We start from the raw sequence: 17,680 nt of genomic DNA, 5'->3' as shown, positions 1-17,680 counted from the left end.
AAAAATGTTTGAACTATGACAACACTAGCCAAAATATTAGCCGCAGCCCTTTTATCTTTATTTATGACTTCCTGTAACATTGTTATGGATGGCGTAAAAGGTGAAGGAGAAATTATACGAAAAGAAAAAACAATTAATGAGACCTTTACTGCTGTAAAAGCAAAAAGAGGATTGGATGTCGTATTAATTGATAGTGATGACCGTAAAGTTGTTATCGAAGCAAATGAAAACTTACATCAGTATATTAAGGTATATGTAGAGGGAAACACCCTTTATGTGACCTCAGAAAACAACATCTACCAAGCTGATCAAAAAAGTGTTTATGTATCCTATCAGGCACTAAATAAGATTACTGCTACAAGTGGAGCAGGTATTACAGCCGATAATACAATTGTAGAAAAAGATCTTACCATCAAAGCTAGTAGTGGGGCAGGTATTGATCTAAAAGTTAACTCAGATCACTTGAATTCCTCTGTCTCCAGTGGTGCTGCTATGACCCTAAGTGGAAAGGTAAACTCGCATGATGCCAGTGCCAGTAGCGGAGCCCATATAAATGCTAAAGAGTTGATCAGCAAAAAAGCTAGTGCTTCTGCAAGTAGCGGATCTGGAATAAAAATATATGTAAAAGAAGCTTTCAACGGAAGTGCTTCAAGCGGTGCCAATGTAGCTTATTATGGTAATCCTAAGAAAGTATCAAAAAACGATAGTTCTGGTGGAGATGTCATCAAACGATAAAAAGACCTCCTAAGAATACCAAAAAAAGAAAACCAATCAATTAATGCATAAATGAGTTCCTGATATTTGATATAGTTTATCAGGTAACTTGTTTATGCTATTTTCATACTGATAAGTACAAATGAATTATAAAATTACCTTATTCACTAGTTTATTATGTCTGTTTTCTCAATTTTCTATTGCACAAGACATTTCCAAAGAGTTATTGTTAGCCATCAGAAACGGAGATACAGAAACACTTAATACTCATGTCACAGCCGATGAGTTAGATACTTGTTTTTCTTTAAAAAACAGCCAATATAATTACTTGGCTATAAGCATAAAAACAAACTCTCTTACAGCTATAAAATATTTTATCGAAAAAGGAGCCAATATTGAAAGAATTTGTACAACTAAAACTCCCTTAATGTACGCTGTAAAATCTGGAAATATAGCTATTGTAAAATACTTAATTTCTAAAGGAGCTAATATCGACGCACAGACTCCTCGTGGAGCTACTGCTATAGACTATGCTGATAAGTATAAACAGACTGAGATCAAAGCATATCTAAGTAATTTGTAAAACATGATCTCAACATTAACATATCAGAAAAAAGTCCAAAACATTTTGCTTATCTACCCCTCTCTTCAACGTATTACACAAAACACACAATAGACAAAAGAGATACTTTACTAACAAAACCTAATCAATCAATAGAAAAAGCTCCTTTAATCAGGAGCTTTTTCCATTTCACCGATATTTTCTTTTTTTTCAGCTGATACATCCTGCTCTTCATTCACAGACACTGTATCTTTGAGTATAACGAATAAAATTATATCCTAATGAAAAAAATACTATTTGTACTCTTAACCGCATGCTCAATAGGAAATATATCTGCTCAAAACGAAAAAATAAAAGGAAATAAAATCGTTACTGTAGAACGAAGAACTGTAGGAGGGTTTCACACTATAGAACTTTCTGAAAACTTTAAGGTAACATTACAAAATAGTACGGAAAACCTGGTAAGAGTTGAAACGGACAGTAATATCCAAGATGTTATTGATGTCAAAGTAACTGATAGCGTATTAAAAATACGATCCAACAAAAAAATCAAGAAAAGTAAAACACTAAACATTACCATATCTTATGTACAACCAATCCAAAAAATGATCTTACAGGATAAAGTAGAAATCAAATCAGCTGCTTTATTAGAAACCCCCAAATTACATATAGAAACGAATGGTGATGTAGAAGCATTTTTATCAGTAAAATGTGAAGAGTTATTTCTTATTGCCGGAGGTAAATCCCACCCTGAAATTCATGCTAATGCTACGAAAGTTACCTATCAAATGAATGATGGCAGTGAACTGAAAGGAATCACTAATGCCGAAGAATGTAAAATTGAATTATATAAAAAAGCTAGTGCCAAACTGGAAGGAGAAATTAACACCTTAGCTGTCAGAGCAGAAAATGATACTGATTTTTATGGGGAAAAGCTCAGTTCTCAAAAAACATCCTTATCCGCAGAAGGTTCCAGTGATTGCTATATTCTCTCAACAGAAGAAATAACAATAGACGCTAATAATAAGGCGGAAATATACCTTTTAGGGAGCCCAAAAGTAATCATGAATACCTTTGCCGATCAGGCAATTATCTATAAAAAAGATCTTAACTATAGTCCTGGTTTGTTTTAATTGAGTCGTTCTAAAATAGGGCAATACGATATTGACCTGTTTCAGGACAGGACATAATAATTAAAAGTGGCAGAAAAACTCTGCCACTTTTTTCGTTTTTATGATGAACAGATATGTAGTATATAATGGGGTATGCGATACTTCTCGCTTATCCCTAGATCACTACTTTCATCAGGAAACTTTTTTTAAACTTGGTAATCGCTCAATCTCTTTGGGAATGATTGCATACTGTTCTTTATCTACCCATATTTCTTCTATGCTCGGAAGTTGAGTTATTTCTTTAGGAATAGACATTAACCAATTCCCGCGAACAGATATCTTTTTTAATAAAGGTAGCTGTACTATCTCTTTAGGGATACTCGTCAATTGATTATTATTTAGTATCAACACCTCCAGTTTTTGTAACGCTCCTATTTCTTTAGGAAGACTTGTCAATTGATTATTACTTAATAATAACACTTTGAGATTCGTCAATGCTTCTATTGATGATGGTATTTCTTCTAAATTATAATTAGAAAGACATAACCTCTCTACATTCTTAGGATTCCGAATGGCTTCTTTCAGCAATTTCTCTCCTGATTTACTCGTACCGAATGATCTTTTACCCTTTTTAGCCTCCCTCACAAAATGATTTCCTGGAGATATTTCCTGTATATTAGGCAACTCCTCCACCCCCTCTGGAATACCCGTCAGTGGATTATGATCCACCCACAATACTTCCAGGTTATGTAATTTCACCATAGATGAAGGTAAGTATTCTAATTGATTATAATCTAACCAAAGTTCTCTAAGTTTATGAAGATCACCCATTTCTTCCGGCAAACTTCTCAACTGATTATGAGACAGTTCTAAAATTTCCAGATTTCGCAATTGTCCTATCGTCGTCGGAATCGTTTTTAGATCCCCATTGGTTAGCTTCAAAACACGAACCCTCTCGGGGTTTCGCAGCGCTTTTTTTAAAGAATAGTATTTCTCTTTCCGTATTATATTAGTAAGAAAGCCTTTTATTGATTCTATAATTAACCCCATCAATTTTTTTTTAATAGTTTTTGATAAAAATGAAGTAAGGCACATTGCATATCTTTTGGACTGATCAAAAATCCAAAGTATATGCGAATATCAATAACAAGCGAGTTTTCCCTTTACCCTCTATACTTGTTGTCGTAACAAAGCTAGGTGTTTTTACCTTTCCCTAAAAAAATGTAGTCATAAAATATTGTGAAGAAAGCTACATAAAAATGTATCTTTTTTCTTAATTCAACCAATTTCTGTAGTTGCAGTAATTATTACATTTCATTTTGTAGGTTTGCCGTAAGAATCTAAACATTCTTAATAAAATCGGAAAAAATACATTTTTTATAAAAAGGAAAACAAAAAATATTTTTAACAAACGAATCATAAAATGAAAAAACTTCTATTTATTATTATCAGTATAGCCATTCATTATACAGTACTTGCTCAATGGGATAGCAACACTCCTACAAAAGTTTTCACTAATGATAGTGTCTCGATAGGAACTGCTACTCCTTACTCAAAATTCCATGTTTTGGTTGATGATGAAAATACCATATCATGGCCTGCTGTAATTAATAACACCAGAAACAGTGCAACAATATCTGGATATGGGGTTGGTTTACAGCTAAAACATGCCTGGAATCATGAAGATTATAAGTGGGGAGGAATTGCTTCAATACAAGAAGGTCCATGGGCTAATCTTTCTGGTTTAGCTTTATTCGCAAACGAAACGGAATATATGAGAATACGATCTAATGGAGATATTGGGATTGGAACAAATACTCCTGAGACTAAATTACACTTAGATGGATTGGGAACTGCTAATGGTATTCAATTTGAAAATAAGTTTAAAATCAGAACTTCCTCTAACACCAATAACCACTTTGTTTTTGAACATATTGCGACAGATGGAAATCTTTATATAAGAAGTGTTAGTACTAATGCAAATGATACCGGAAACCTAATCATTAATGATATAGGAGGGAATATTGGCTTTGGCACCTCTTCTCCTTCGAATGGTCTTGTCCATATATTTAAAAATGCTACTATCGGGAATATTTCATCTCCTAATCTTGTTAATGCAGGTCTAAGAGTTCAGGATAATGGATCTAGTCTTTATTTAGATGGTAATACCTTATATACTAATGGACATATGATTGTAGGAACAATTGCTAATAAGTGGTTCTCAATAGGGACAAATAATGTAGAACGATTTAGAATTACAGAAACAGGAAACGTTGGAATAGGAACAACAAATACAAAAGGATTTAAACTAGGTGTAAAAGGAAAAATCGCTGCCGAAGAAGTAAAAGTAGCCCTCTACAATACTTGGCCTGATTTTGTATTTGAAAAAGATTATATACTTCCTAGTTTACAAGAAGTTGAAAATTATATCAAAGAAAAAGGACACCTACAAGATATTCCTAGTGCAAAAGAAGTAGCCAAAAATGGTTTCTTTCTTGGAAATATGGATGCCAAACTACTTCAAAAAATTGAAGAATTAACCCTCTATACTATTGCTCAACAAAATAAAATAAAAAAACAACAATCAAGGATAGAAAAACTTGAAATGCAAAACGAACAACTACAATTGTTAACCCAGCAAATGGCAGTATTACAATCACGATTGGAGAAATTAGAGAAATAATATTAAACCTTTATTACTCCATAAAAGATAAAAACTGAAAAAAACACTTTTAATCAGTGTTATAAGTAATTTAATATTCAAGTCTTTACAATTTATTACTTTTCTTTACTAACTATCAGCACCATTTACTTTGTTGGTGATAGTTATTTTTTCTATAACCAAACCATAAAAATCAAATCCTATTTTATCTGTTATCCCAGGTTTTCTTTTTTCTATCATAACAATTAGCCCCTATTTAAAGTTCAAAGCTGACCTTTAGCGAACCTTTATCTAATATTTGGAAAGATAACTGCTCCGATAATCCTGATTATTTCTCTATTCCTCAGAACCAAAACAGAATATTTATCTGTGTACTAATAGCTAATTGATTATCAAATCAGCTATATTATCGATACTTTCTATTATTTTATACCTACTTTCCAATTGTTTCTTTATAAAGGTTAAATAACACAATTCAAAATAAGTCATATATCTGTTTACAAAATGATTTCCTGAATGTACAAACACAAAAAAGGTAACACTTACATAACTTATGACACTTATTTACAAACAAATAAAATTATACGTATTATTTTATCACTATTTTGCAAGCATCAACGATAACAAACTACCTCTAAACAAATGTATGAGGTATTGTGTAATAGATGTCTTTTAATTTCAAGAGGAATCCTGAAACATTTACATCATAATGATCGAATAAAATCAATAGCATATTAACCCCTTTATCAATTATGAAAGTACCTTATTTTATCGGATTTTTTTTAACAGCTATTTTATGCATTCAATGTTCTTCTGACGACGCAACTCCATCTGATCCAGGTGATAAAAATGAAGAAGAAGTGCAGGAGCTTAATTATCGTTTATCAAAAATAGATCTCAATCACAGCGCTGATCAACCTTACTACATTGATGATTTTGAGTATATCTATGACGACAGTGGTAAAATTATAAACATACGCCAATGGGGGCGTCTTTTTGAAGTAACCTATCCTAATGAATCTCTTATCCAACTAAAACAAATTGAGGATAATGTTTCTAATGCGGACCTGACCGCATTGCACGAGATACATTTAAAAGATAATACAGTAGACTATATTACTCAATTGACCATTACAAAATTCAATAACGGGCAAACAGTAAGCCAATCTGATTCTATAAAATATTCCTATACTGAAAACAGATTGATAAAAGTAGAAACCTTTACTAATGATACGAATACCAAGACTGTTGATCTTTCTTATGAAAATGGAAATATTAAAGAAACTATTACAACCTTTAATGACCGCATTATCACGGCAAGATATGAGTATGATACCAAGCCCAAAATAACACTATCTGATGCCAAATTTGAAAGCCCAATATTTAATATAAGTTCACTACATTATATATTAACACATGATAAATTGGGGGTTCAGAGTAAAAATAATCTGACCTCAACACGCATTTCTTATAATTATTCTTTGTTTGCACCTGGATATGAAGAAATTAATTACAAACATGTGATAGATGAAAAAACTGGCTTATTGAGTGTCATCGAGCATAGTGGTCGTGCAAAATCTGATGAAGAAGAAGCGTATCCCAATTATTATCCATCCAGGACATTTGATGATATAAAAGTATCTTTTGAATATGAAACATACTAAAAATTAACTTTTAAGGGACACCCCTGGAAGTTTGAATAACTTATTATCTATAAGACTACTGATCTTTTATGTGAAAAAGATAAATTGCTAGTAATTAGAAATTATTAATAAACACTAAATAACCCTCTTTTATGAATTGGTATATTACTGCTTTAAATAAATACGCTGAATTTAATGGACGTGCACGGAGAAAAGAATATTGGTTCTTTGCACTTTTCAATCTCTTATTCGCCATTGTAGCAATTATTTTGGACAATGTGCTGGGAATCGCCATCCGTGAAATCGGATACGGTCCTCTTTATGGGATTTATGCCTTGGCAACCATTATTCCCGGATTAGCTGTTGCTGTAAGACGTTTACATGATATTGGGAAAAGTGGCTGGATGATTCTAATCGCTTTCATTCCTTTTATTGGTGCTATCTGGTTACTCATTCTTTTTACCACGGATAGTGACCCCGGAGAAAATGAATACGGTCCTAACCCTAAACAATTTGAAGATATCGCCCCAATAGAAGAACAATCATCCAATGGGGATCTTATTTTGATCTTGGTTGTTTCATGGATGCTTTTTTCTAGGACATTTTATACCTTTCTTCCGAAAATTATAGATAATTTTTATAGTTTGGGCTGGTTCAAACCATTAAGTACACTTATGGGGCTGGTATGGTCCTGTATTCCTTTAGCACTTGGTTTTATTGTAAAAGACAAGACTAAACAACTTCTAGTTTTTATTCTTGGAGGCGTATATATCTTATTGGAATTATACAGTTTGATTACACAATTTCTTTTCTAATTTACGAACCCTATATAGACTAAAAAAATAACCTCTTTTCGAGGTTATTTTTTGTATGTATCAATCTCCGGTTTTGCTTCTGAAAAATTATTTTTTTTATCACAACATCATGATAACCAAATAAAAAAGTAACATTTTGTTTTATAACGACACTTACCTATAACCAAATGTACATCAATAACCCAAAACCAACGATATGCTACTCAATTACAACCAAAAAGAGGCTAATTATCTAACCATTATTCTGACATTACTCAATGCATTTATATACCTATACATCGGTTATGAGACACATCGATTTATAGCCCGTACTATTTTACTATTAGGGCTCATCCCCTCATTCTTCTCTATTATTGCCGTATCATTGCCTAAACTAAGAGCTTCCTTAACCCCCGAAGAGATCAAATACGCTCATCGTCCGGGTATCATTGCCATCGTAGGACTGATGATTATGAATTTTCAAATTATAAGTAATAGCATCATTTCTAATAATGGAATTGCCATTTTCATCTTTTTTTCTAATAGTATTTGTATTTCTTTACTATTCTTTACTATTTTTTCTAAAAAGGCAAATAACTACACCCCTCTTGAATTTTATAAGCAGAATCAAAGTCACCTATATAAAATAGCTGTTTTTATTGCTGTTTTTTCTATGATCAATACAATGGTAATGAGTATTCGATATATGGAAATCACTCCCTTACTTGCTAACTTAATATTCTTCATTCCTTTATTTTTTACGGCCTATCAAAAAAAGAGAGTAACTAAGAAAATTTACCATATAGTATTAATCTGTTTACTCCTTATTTTATTGTCATTTACAATAGTTGTTGCATTTCAAGATCATCAAACGCCTTTATCAATTTGTCTATACTTCATCCTCACTTTAGCACTTCTTATATTTCATATATATGCGATAAAAATCTATACTTCAACTAAATGTATTTCTATATAGTCTTAAAACCTGGTTTCAGAAAATAAACTAAAGAGTTACTCCAATATTTCGAGACAATATATTATCAACTAAATAGTATTTATATGACTCACTCTTTTCAAACAAAAATTCTTTCTATCAGATAAGAATAAAAAACGCTTGTTAATCTGTTGTTAAGTCCTTATTAATCATATCTACTTTAAATAATGACATATGATATATTCCTTACTTTTATAAAAAAGAAATCCCGTATTCAGTAATACCTATAAAATTCATGACACCAAGAGAACTAATAGAAAAATGGATTGAAATTTTTAACGAAGGAAATGCCGATAAAATAATGGAATTATACCATACAGATGCTATTAATCATCAAGTGGCTAATCCCCCCTGTCAAAGGGAAAAAAGCTATCGGAGCAATGTTTGCTACTGAGTTAAGCACTGCTGATATGACTTGCATTCCCATAAATATTTTTGAAGATGGAGACTGGGCTATTTTGGAATAGAAAGATCCTTTAGGGCTAAGAGGCTGTGGTTTTTTTCAGGTAATGGACGGCAAAATCAAATTTCAACGTGGATATTGGGATAAGCTATCTTTTTTAAAGATGCATAACCTTCCCATCCCTTCAGCATAGGATATAGATATCAAAAAACAGTTTATTCTACTATGTAACTATCTCCCTATCTTTTTATTTTTGGTAACTAGCATATATCAGGAAAATCTTTGTTTGTTATGATCCAAACTTGTAAAAAATACATTTTAAATATAAAGAATATGTTTCGGCAAAAGACCATTACCGTCGAAACTGACAGGGATAGTGTATGTGCAGGAGATGACATGACACGACATAATAAGTTTTTGGATATTCCGGAAAACTACAGTGTAAAAAAGCTAGTCAAAACATTATCAAAACACTACCCAATAGCAAGTAACTGGGCTATTTGGGCGGGTTCTTATGAAAACCATAAGTGCATCAGAGATAGATATGGTAATTGGCTAATCGATGAAAAAACAAGTATCAAAACCTTTTTTCAGGATATCGAAACCTTTGTATTCTTTGATAAAGAATCTTTTGGAACAAAATGTACAAAAGAGATTGCTTCCTCATGAATAAGTAATCAAATTAAGGGATAATACAACCTATACAAAAAATGCCTTCACTATGTTTGCTGAAAAATGTCAGAAAATTCGGTAACATTTTAGCTGCTTTTGACATACATATATACGACCCATATGAATCAAAGTACTATATATGAAAAAACGCTACTTAAAAATACTTCAGGCATTACCTGTATATGCTGATCATGAAAACAATGCCAAAAAAATCTTGACATTAACCCCTCAAGAACTGATTCCTTTTAATCGCGAAAAAAGGAGAAATGGTATCAACTGGATGGAAATCTATTTGGAAAATGATAAAATAGGGTATATCAAGAAGCTACCCGGTGCTTTTTATAAGTGTGAACAAGTTTCTCTTGATGATGAAAGTGTCAAAGGATTTAGCTACTCCTATAGAACTGATAATACAGAAGAACAACTTCCTATGGATCGCCTTTTCTTTCCTCAGGGATATCTTAATCCAGATAAAGAACAGATCGGAACCATCAAATTAGAGTGCATCGAAAAAGCGGAAGAAAATAAAATGAGTTATATCGATCTTGAATATCCGGCAGCACTGATAGACGTAGAAGAGATTCGTTTTAGAAAAGGAGATAAGTTTTACATTACTCATAAAAGTGACGACAAGCACGATATTTTTATGGAAGTTGATAATTTCTTGGGAAAACAAGGTTTTTTATTAAAAAAAACAAATACTTCGAACCTCGAAGATAAATGGATGTACTCAATTTCCATTACTATAGCTATTCTAACGGTATTAGGGATTTTTCTAGGTTTCTTAGCTAATGGATGGATCGTCGTGAGCGGTTTAATGATACTCGTAGGAATCGTAGTTGCCTTTATTTTTGTCTTTGTTTTGCAAATTATACTAATGATTCTAAAGGGAATCTTTAATCAAATCAGAAAACGATTCTGATGCATGGAAAGCAACAATCCCTTCATGTATACAAAACATTATAGAAATAAATTGTAATCTCACTTATCTAGTAAAAAGGGGGCTTCTTCTATTGTTCTGACATAAAAACGATTAAATGAACTACCTATCAAAATAGAATCACTGTATCATATATGCTTAGAGCATCACAGGATTCTTAGTTATGGGGTTATTTGGTAAAGAGTTCATTTATTAAGAAGAAGCCTCTCTTTCTGACCTTTCCATAATGCCCTTCCTATTATCAGAGTAAACTACCTCAGGGTAGGCTTACGAAGTATTCATTAGAAACAAATTTTCAATTTCAGGGAAAACCCTAAGGTATTATATCCTTTGATGATGCCAATAAAAAATACAATTCCTGAATTAGTAACGTTTTTTACTATTGCGACACTTATTCACTAAGGACTAACATATCACTCACACATCATGAAAAATATTTTTCTAAGTTTTGTATTTATTTTTATTAGTAGCAACCTTACTTTATTCGCGCAATCGACAGATTCACTAGATATACACTTAAAGCTATATCAAAAAATAAAGATGACTGACGCAACGCAACTCTCAGCGAATATCTATATGCCCAATGATCTGAGTAAAAAATATCCCACTGTCTTGATTATAACTCCCTATGTATCGGATGAAAACCACGTTAGAGGGCTTTTCTTTGCGCGAAATGAATACGTTTTTGTAACAGTTGATTGCAGAGGAAGAGGAAACTCTGAAGGAACATTCATCCCCTTCGAACACGATGGAAAAGACGGATACGAAATCATCAATTGGATTGCTCAACAATCATGGAATGATGGGAATATCGGAATGTTTGGTGGATCTTATCGGGGAATGAATCAATGGTTAACCCTAAAGCAATTTCCCAAAAACCTAAAAACAATTATTCCTATTGCCTCAGTAGGTCCTGGAAGGGATTTCCCAAAATACAATAATATTTTTTTCCCTTATATGTTGCGTTGGTTAACATTCACCAGTGGAAAAACAAGAAATGGAAAATTATTTGGAAATGCGTTTTGGCAAATCAAACAAGAAGCATTATACAAGAAAGAAATTCCTTTTTATGCTTATGACAGTATCGTAGGAACTCGAAACAAGGTATTTCAAAAATGGCTTAGCCACCCTGCACATGATACCTTTTGGCAAAGCTTCTACCTCACTCCAGAAGAAAACAACAAAATTCAAATCCCCATTCTGTCCATTACAGGTCATTTTGATGCTGACCAGCCGGGAGCAATGTTGTATTATAACGATCATATGAAGCACGGAAATCCCAGAGCAGTAAAAAATCATTTTTTGCTCATAGGACCATGGAGTCATGGGGGAACCAGAAGCCCCAAAAGTAAATTCGGAGGATTGACATTTGGTGAAAATGCAGTCATTGATATGAACCAATTGTATCTGGATTGGTTCAATTGGACACTAAAAGGAAAAGAAAAACCTGCCATACTCAAAAATCGTGTCATGTATTATGAAATGGGAACTAATCAATGGGAATACACAACAGATTTAACATTGTTATCCAACGAACAATTATCTCTCTACCTGGAATCAACCACCACTAATGCGCGAGATTTATTTTCCTCAGGAACATTAACAACATCTCCTCCTGCAAAAGATATACTTCCCGATTCTATTATATATGACCCTTTAACTAAAAAAGGAATAGATAACCCCAGTTATCAGGATACCAGTTCCAATTACTATACTAGTCAAAGCTATACGAATGATGCTAATCAATTAGTATATCATTCTGCGCCACTATCAAAAAACATTACTGTTAACGGAAAAATTAGCTTCGAAGCCTATATTTCGATAGATGTCCCTGATACTGATTTTATGTTTACTGCTTATGAAATAACTACAGACAATACTTCTATATTTTTACAAAAAGATTACCTCCGTGCCAGGTACCGAAATAACCTTGAAAAAGCACAAAAGGTTCCTAAAAATGAGATTGTAAAATATACATTTGATGGAGAAAACCTTTTTAGCAGGGTACTGAAAAAAGGAAGCCGTATCAGACTTATTTTTTCTACTATTGACTCTCCAGAAATACAAAAGAATTATAACTCCTGGACCGATCCTTCTGTACAATCTGGAAAGCATGCACAGAAAGCACATATAAAGTTATATCACAATAAAAAATACCCCAGTAGACTTATTCTCCCGGTCAAAACAATAAAAAAATAACAATTATCTTTGTTTGCTTTTTATTAAACAATTTACATCCCTCAGGAAAAATGAACATACGAGAAGTTTATAGTAATGATTTAGAGCAATTAGCCGTTTTGTTTGACGGTTATCGCGTATTTTATAGAAAACCATCAAATATTGATGCTGCCAAACGTTTTTTAACCGAGCGTATCCAGCATAAAGATTCCGTAATTTTTGTTTGTGAAAATGAAACAAATCAACTTCTTGGCTTTGTACAATTATATCCTCTCTTCTCATCTACCAGAATGCAAAAATTATGGCTCTTAAATGATCTTTTTGTATCTCCGGAATCCAGAGGATTAGGGATATCAGTACAACTTATCGAAAGGGCCAAAAAACTGGTACAGGATTCTAAAGCATGTGGAATGTTTCTGGAGACAGAGAAATCCAATCACATAGGGAATTCATTGTATCCTAAAACAGGTTTTGAATTAAACGAAGGAGCTAATTATTACGAATGGACTACTAAATAACTGACTCTCCAAAAAAAGAACATATTACATTATCAACTATTTTCTTATTGCCCAACATATTGGGCAATAAGAAATACTCTCAGGTTTCTGTTCAGATAACTTGTTAACTTCTTAATCACTACTTTTTAATTACGAAGCAAAAAGCATATGTTAATTGCTCCGGTCATAATAATCTTCTTACCTCTATACAGTTCTATGGATAAGATAATTTCCTGTTTTTTTCTCGAACAACTGTAACAACAAGCAATATCCGTTATCTATAAGAACAAACTATTGCTGGTGCTTCTCAATCCTTTTCAGAAACATTTTTTTGGTTGATACAACATCAGAAAATTAATAGCTCATTAAGTAAATCTAAGTTTATGCGAACAAATATTACTTTTATACTCCTTATTTTTTGGGCAATTACAGCTTGTCAAAAAAAACAACCACCTCTTCAGTCTCTTAATGGAAATTGGGAATCAATCGCCTCTGGTTGGATACTTACTATAAAAGATAGTACTCATTATTCTTTTTATGATACAACCCCTATATCTTGTATCCTAAATCGGCAAGGAGCATTTCAAGAAATCGAAAAATCCTTGCGCATACTGAACGATACACTTTACCTCCAAAACGGGGTAATTACCTATAAATTTCTAAAAACCGACACTCTCCCTGATCTGTGCTCAACTACGGTTACAGCAGAAAAGAAAGCTGATCCTATATACAACTTTGAAGTGTTTGCTGAAACCGTAAAAGAGCATTATGCTTTTATGGAGCTTAATTCTATTAATTGGAAAGATTTATATACGACACAAAAAGAAAAATTAGGTTCAAATGCTACTAATGTAGAGTTATATCAAGTCATTGAAGAAACATTAGAAAAGCTCAATGACAATCATGCATATCTAGAGGCTGATGATACCACCTCTGCATTAATTGATCAACTTAATACTGAAGAGGAAAGTGAGCAAGAGGATTTACCCAAATATGGAGATTTTCAAATAGCAGAAATAGTAGCTAAACATCACTTAGAAGAAGAAATGACCAAAGACTCCTGGCTAATTCAATGGGGAAAATTCAATGATACAACCGGGTATATTCAAATAAAAGCAATGTGGTTATACGCTGCCTTGGATATCCCTAAATCATTAATTAAACAAAAAGGATATGTAGATGCCTATGTAGAAACCTTTAATAAGATGTATGAAGGAGCATACATAGAAAAAGAAGTAATCGGTGTAGCCAATAGTATGGATCAGGTAATGAATGACCTGTCTGATATGGAATCATTAATCATAGACGTTAGATTTAATGGTGGTGGTCAGGATGCTGTCAGTTTTGAAATATTAAGCCGGTTTATTCCTCAGAAGCTTCAGGTCGCAACACAAAAACTTAAGTATGGAGTACAATTTTCTCCTACAATTCCATTATACATTCCAGCAACTGACAATGCTTATACAAGACCTGTATATATTCTTACTTCACAACAAACAGGTAGCGCAGCAGAAGCATTCTCTATTGCCTCCATGGCTATGAAGAACGTAAAACGAATAGGAAGCCCCACCTCTGGAGCAATGTCTACAGAATTACCTAAAACACTTCCTAATGGATGGCATTTTTCTATATCCAATGAAATATATATGGACAATGCCGGAAACTGCTATGAGAATAAAGGTATTCCTGTTCACTATGAGCTAAAGTATCCAGAAGAAAGACAAGCATTTTTTAGGAGTATTGCTAATGACCTGAAAAATGATAAAACCCGTATTTCACAAGCTATAAAAGCATTACAAAAACCATAATACATCTTTTTTTTACAAAGTTTTAAGAAACCTGGGCTTTTTACCTGATTAAAAAGCCCTTACTTTTGTATGGATCATATGACGATATCACTCCCTCCTCTGATACCTTAATTTCTTTAACAATAGTAAATTCCCTCGAAGTAAGCCCATAAAGCTACCAAAGGAACTACTATAAAATATTCCGATACAAGTATCGGAGTATTTACATCTTACTTAGTGAGTAAACTCCCTCAAATATGGACATCGGTTATTGAGTAAATCTACTCAGGAAACGTTATTGAGATTCCTACACAAAGCATTATCTCGTTTGTTTCTTAACTATTTCTGAAAGATAAAATTGCAGCCGTGAATGAATACAAAAAAAACAAGAATGTTTAGACTTATTATACGTTGTATCCTCCCTATCACAATAATTTCATTTGGAGTACTGACCCAATGGTGGTATGGAATTGTTATCGACGGTACGGATACTTTTTTCTACGGATTTCCTTTTATTTATAAATGTCGTGCCTTTCATACATCAATGGCTACTCAATATTTTATATTAGAAATGAGCATCGACTTAGGTATTTATTTTGTGTTTTGGGGAACTATATGTTACTGTATTAATAGATTACGCCCTATTCGTATTCCTCGCTTAGCATCTCAATTATTCTGGATTGGATTTGGCATATTTTTATTAGCTTTTATGTATGTATCTAAAGCTTTTAATGATGTTTATATTTTCAAACGAAATTTTGAAATAAAAATAATCGATACGGGAGGAGCTATTTTTGAAAATAGCCCCAAAAGAGAGTACTATACTTATGAGCTGGAAAAACAGTTTCAAAATAACACCATTCGCAATCGACCATCTTCTGATTGATTCTAAAATTCTAACATTACATATATGCAATCGATAATCAAGAGTATAATTCATTTCTTAATATAATTCTAAAGTGTACCGAAGTAATTAGTTACACTTTCTTTTTTTGATTAAAAACTTGTCCTTCTTTCTTCTGAACCTCTAAAGGAATAGAAACGAATATACTTTTCCTTCTCCTTATTTTTTATCACATATGTTAATCTATTTTTAATAGATAGTATTGCTAGGTATAGTTTTATATCTTCGAATTTCGAAAAATCCCGGTCTCTTACCTAGAAGACCAAATCTTATCAAATAAAGATACTATCCCAAATGAAAAAAATTATATACATACTTCTAATAATACCAATAATCGTATCAGGACAAACTGGAAAATTTAATGAACATACGTATCAGTGTCTTGATACTATAGAGCGTCCTTTTATACTATACACGCCAACAACTATAAACAAAACACAAAAAAGACCTTTACTAGTCTATCTACACGGAGCCATCTCCAACAAAAGTCTTAAGAAAGACCCTTTGGCCTATATGAAAAAGTCTAAGCTCATTAAACTGGCTGAAAAAGGAGGTTTCTATTTAATGTATTGTTATGGTCAGAAGGGAGCTACCTGGTTCGATCCTGTCGGAATGGATATGATTCTAAAAGAAATTGAAATTGTAGCTTCTAAATATGCTATACATAAGGACAAAATATTTCTAAGCGGATTTTCTGACGGAGGCTCCGGAGCATTATATATATCAATGGTTCATCCAGAACCCTTTGCAGGTTTTATAGCGATGAATGGTCATCTAAAAGTAGCTGATAAATTAGGTACTTATGCATTATACCCCGCCAATTCAAATCATAAACCTACTTATATCATCAATACGAAAAAAGATATGTTATATCCTATAAAACAAATTAAACCTACTATTTCATATTTGCAAAAATTTAATACAGCCATTACCTTTAGTGAAGTCGATGGAAATCACGATATGAGTTATCTACAGAAAGAGCAAAAAAAACTCATCGATTTTATTACCACAACTACTCGTAGAAACAAGTATAAAATATCCTGGGAAACCTCAGATCTATCAAATAATTCTTATGAGTGGATATCCATTCTAGAAATGGATACCAAAACAAAAGACGCACATCCAAATCACACCCCATATTCATTGGAAATATTTAATGACAAAGCTGTTTTTGGGATTAAGTACGACTATAGTTTTCGTGGTCCCGGTCTAAAAGTAAGTGATTTCAAAAGCGATACTTGCACCGCTAAAAAAATAGGTGTAAAAAAGGGTGATATTATTCTAATGATGGAAAAAGATACCATGACCTCTCCATACGCTCCTTATTTTTATATTGCAAATAAGCTTGCCGGAGATCAAACCTCCCTTACTATCAAAAGAGGAGATAACAAAATAAAAATAGAAGGAGCTTTTAATCAAGGACATACGTATTCTGTCTTCAATCACAAAAAAACTACTGCAAGAGTATGGGCAACAATAGAAGAAGAAACATTATTGATAACAACTTCCAGAACTAAAAAAATAGCAATTCGTTTTTCTGATATAAAAAATAAAACCATTCGAAAATTGATTATCAATGGAAAAAAATATTCTTCTTCCTATAAAGGAACTCAGGAGATAACAATCAAACAACAGTGATAGTGATCACTATGATTTTAAAAAATTAGATTATTATCATACGCCGTCTTTCTTATTAATGATAAAAAAGGCGGCTGTTCCCCTTATCACCCCATTAAAAGTTCTCGTATATTTGTTATAGACATATCATATGATCGTAAACCTGTACAGCTGTTTTTAAGCTCTTTTTATTCCTAATAA

16 protein-coding genes are annotated in these 17,680 nt (G+C 32.6%); 15 read left to right on the top strand and 1 reads right to left on the bottom strand.

The window, feature by feature from the left end; genetic code table 11:
* Window positions 1-15: 15 nt before the first annotated feature.
* The 3 genes from ACFSTE_RS04225 (at window position 16) to ACFSTE_RS04215 (ending at window position 2,409) form a co-directional block, all read left to right on the top strand.
* On the top strand, window positions 16-735 hold the full coding sequence (locus tag ACFSTE_RS04225) for a head GIN domain-containing protein (protein ID WP_378255907.1): 720 nt from the start codon (window positions 16-18) through the stop codon (window positions 733-735).
* A gap of 121 nt (window positions 736-856) precedes the next feature.
* Window positions 857-1,297, top strand: a complete 441-nt coding sequence (locus tag ACFSTE_RS04220; protein ID WP_378255909.1) for an ankyrin repeat domain-containing protein — start codon at window positions 857-859, stop codon at window positions 1,295-1,297.
* A gap of 260 nt (window positions 1,298-1,557) precedes the next feature.
* On the top strand, window positions 1,558-2,409 hold the full coding sequence (locus ACFSTE_RS04215; protein WP_176029542.1) for a GIN domain-containing protein: 852 nt from the start codon (window positions 1,558-1,560) through the stop codon (window positions 2,407-2,409).
* Window positions 2,410-2,580: 171 nt separating this feature from the next.
* On the opposite strand, the gene ACFSTE_RS04210 is transcribed toward ACFSTE_RS04215, so the two are convergent.
* Window positions 2,581-3,438: a leucine-rich repeat domain-containing protein gene (locus ACFSTE_RS04210; RefSeq protein ID WP_378255911.1), complete on the bottom strand. Its 858-nt coding sequence runs from the start codon at window positions 3,436-3,438 to the stop codon at window positions 2,581-2,583.
* Between the two features lie 373 nt (window positions 3,439-3,811).
* On the opposite strand from ACFSTE_RS04210, the gene ACFSTE_RS04205 reads away from it, so the two are divergent.
* The 12 genes from ACFSTE_RS04205 (at window position 3,812) to ACFSTE_RS04150 (ending at window position 17,500) form a co-directional block, all read left to right on the top strand.
* Window positions 3,812-5,071 (top strand): hypothetical protein, encoded by a 1,260-nt coding sequence (locus ACFSTE_RS04205; RefSeq protein WP_378255913.1) that lies wholly within the window; start codon window positions 3,812-3,814, stop codon window positions 5,069-5,071.
* 731 nt (window positions 5,072-5,802) lie between these two features.
* Window positions 5,803-6,714 carry a hypothetical protein gene (locus ACFSTE_RS04200; protein ID WP_378255915.1) on the top strand — a complete coding sequence of 304 codons (912 nt, stop codon included), beginning with the start codon at window positions 5,803-5,805 and terminating at the stop codon, window positions 6,712-6,714.
* A 131-nt stretch (window positions 6,715-6,845) separates the two neighbouring features.
* Entirely contained in the window at window positions 6,846-7,508 is a 663-nt protein-coding gene (locus tag ACFSTE_RS04195) for a DUF805 domain-containing protein (protein WP_176029539.1), read from the top strand.
* A 196-nt stretch (window positions 7,509-7,704) separates the two neighbouring features.
* The gene (locus ACFSTE_RS04190) at window positions 7,705-8,463 is read left to right on the top strand and encodes a hypothetical protein (RefSeq protein ID WP_378255917.1); all 759 of its coding nucleotides are present in this window, start codon (window positions 7,705-7,707) and stop codon (window positions 8,461-8,463) included.
* Window positions 8,464-8,801: 338 nt separating this feature from the next.
* The gene (locus tag ACFSTE_RS04185; protein ID WP_378255919.1) at window positions 8,802-8,948 is read left to right on the top strand and encodes a hypothetical protein; all 147 of its coding nucleotides are present in this window, start codon (window positions 8,802-8,804) and stop codon (window positions 8,946-8,948) included.
* 269 nt (window positions 8,949-9,217) lie between these two features.
* Window positions 9,218-9,553, top strand: a complete 336-nt coding sequence (locus tag ACFSTE_RS04180; protein ID WP_176029536.1) for a hypothetical protein — start codon at window positions 9,218-9,220, stop codon at window positions 9,551-9,553.
* A 142-nt stretch (window positions 9,554-9,695) separates the two neighbouring features.
* Window positions 9,696-10,478, top strand: a complete 783-nt coding sequence (locus tag ACFSTE_RS04175; protein WP_378255921.1) for a hypothetical protein — start codon at window positions 9,696-9,698, stop codon at window positions 10,476-10,478.
* Window positions 10,479-10,922: 444 nt separating this feature from the next.
* Entirely contained in the window at window positions 10,923-12,695 is a 1,773-nt protein-coding gene (locus tag ACFSTE_RS04170; protein ID WP_378255923.1) for a CocE/NonD family hydrolase, read from the top strand.
* A 50-nt stretch (window positions 12,696-12,745) separates the two neighbouring features.
* The gene (locus ACFSTE_RS04165; RefSeq protein ID WP_378255925.1) at window positions 12,746-13,192 is read left to right on the top strand and encodes a GNAT family N-acetyltransferase; all 447 of its coding nucleotides are present in this window, start codon (window positions 12,746-12,748) and stop codon (window positions 13,190-13,192) included.
* Between the two features lie 362 nt (window positions 13,193-13,554).
* Window positions 13,555-14,979, top strand: a complete 1,425-nt coding sequence (locus ACFSTE_RS04160) for a S41 family peptidase (RefSeq protein WP_378255927.1) — start codon at window positions 13,555-13,557, stop codon at window positions 14,977-14,979.
* Window positions 14,980-15,349: 370 nt separating this feature from the next.
* The gene (locus ACFSTE_RS04155) at window positions 15,350-15,844 is read left to right on the top strand and encodes a hypothetical protein (RefSeq protein WP_378255929.1); all 495 of its coding nucleotides are present in this window, start codon (window positions 15,350-15,352) and stop codon (window positions 15,842-15,844) included.
* A gap of 312 nt (window positions 15,845-16,156) precedes the next feature.
* A complete protein-coding gene (locus ACFSTE_RS04150) occupies window positions 16,157-17,500 on the top strand; it encodes a phospholipase (protein ID WP_378255931.1) in 1,344 nt (447 codons plus the stop codon).
* Window positions 17,501-17,680 lie beyond the last annotated feature (180 nt).

Origin of the sequence: Aquimarina hainanensis (genome assembly GCF_042684685.1) — a bacterium.
Lineage (GTDB): Bacteria > Bacteroidota > Bacteroidia > Flavobacteriales > Flavobacteriaceae > Aquimarina > Aquimarina hainanensis.
This window is presented reverse-complemented; position numbering and strand designations above follow the sequence as displayed.

Excerpts from the sequence above, each read along its gene's own strand:
- ACFSTE_RS04225 (WP_378255907.1), top strand. The coding sequence starts at position 16 with ATGACAACACTAGCCAAAATATTAGCCGCAGCCCTTTTATCTTTATTT.
- ACFSTE_RS04220 (WP_378255909.1), top strand. The coding sequence starts at position 857 with ATGAATTATAAAATTACCTTATTCACTAGTTTATTATGTCTGTTTTCT.
- ACFSTE_RS04215 (WP_176029542.1), top strand. The coding sequence starts at position 1,558 with ATGAAAAAAATACTATTTGTACTCTTAACCGCATGCTCAATAGGAAAT.
- ACFSTE_RS04210 (WP_378255911.1), bottom strand. The coding sequence starts at position 3,438 with ATGGGGTTAATTATAGAATCAATAAAAGGCTTTCTTACTAATATAATA.
- ACFSTE_RS04205 (WP_378255913.1), top strand. The coding sequence starts at position 3,812 with ATGAAAAAACTTCTATTTATTATTATCAGTATAGCCATTCATTATACA.
- ACFSTE_RS04200 (WP_378255915.1), top strand. The coding sequence starts at position 5,803 with ATGAAAGTACCTTATTTTATCGGATTTTTTTTAACAGCTATTTTATGC.
- ACFSTE_RS04195 (WP_176029539.1), top strand. The coding sequence starts at position 6,846 with ATGAATTGGTATATTACTGCTTTAAATAAATACGCTGAATTTAATGGA.
- ACFSTE_RS04190 (WP_378255917.1), top strand. The coding sequence starts at position 7,705 with ATGCTACTCAATTACAACCAAAAAGAGGCTAATTATCTAACCATTATT.
- ACFSTE_RS04185 (WP_378255919.1), top strand. The coding sequence starts at position 8,802 with ATGCTATTAATCATCAAGTGGCTAATCCCCCCTGTCAAAGGGAAAAAA.
- ACFSTE_RS04180 (WP_176029536.1), top strand. The coding sequence starts at position 9,218 with ATGTTTCGGCAAAAGACCATTACCGTCGAAACTGACAGGGATAGTGTA.
- ACFSTE_RS04175 (WP_378255921.1), top strand. The coding sequence starts at position 9,696 with ATGAAAAAACGCTACTTAAAAATACTTCAGGCATTACCTGTATATGCT.
- ACFSTE_RS04170 (WP_378255923.1), top strand. The coding sequence starts at position 10,923 with ATGAAAAATATTTTTCTAAGTTTTGTATTTATTTTTATTAGTAGCAAC.
- ACFSTE_RS04165 (WP_378255925.1), top strand. The coding sequence starts at position 12,746 with ATGAACATACGAGAAGTTTATAGTAATGATTTAGAGCAATTAGCCGTT.
- ACFSTE_RS04160 (WP_378255927.1), top strand. The coding sequence starts at position 13,555 with ATGCGAACAAATATTACTTTTATACTCCTTATTTTTTGGGCAATTACA.
- ACFSTE_RS04155 (WP_378255929.1), top strand. The coding sequence starts at position 15,350 with ATGTTTAGACTTATTATACGTTGTATCCTCCCTATCACAATAATTTCA.
- ACFSTE_RS04150 (WP_378255931.1), top strand. The coding sequence starts at position 16,157 with ATGAAAAAAATTATATACATACTTCTAATAATACCAATAATCGTATCA.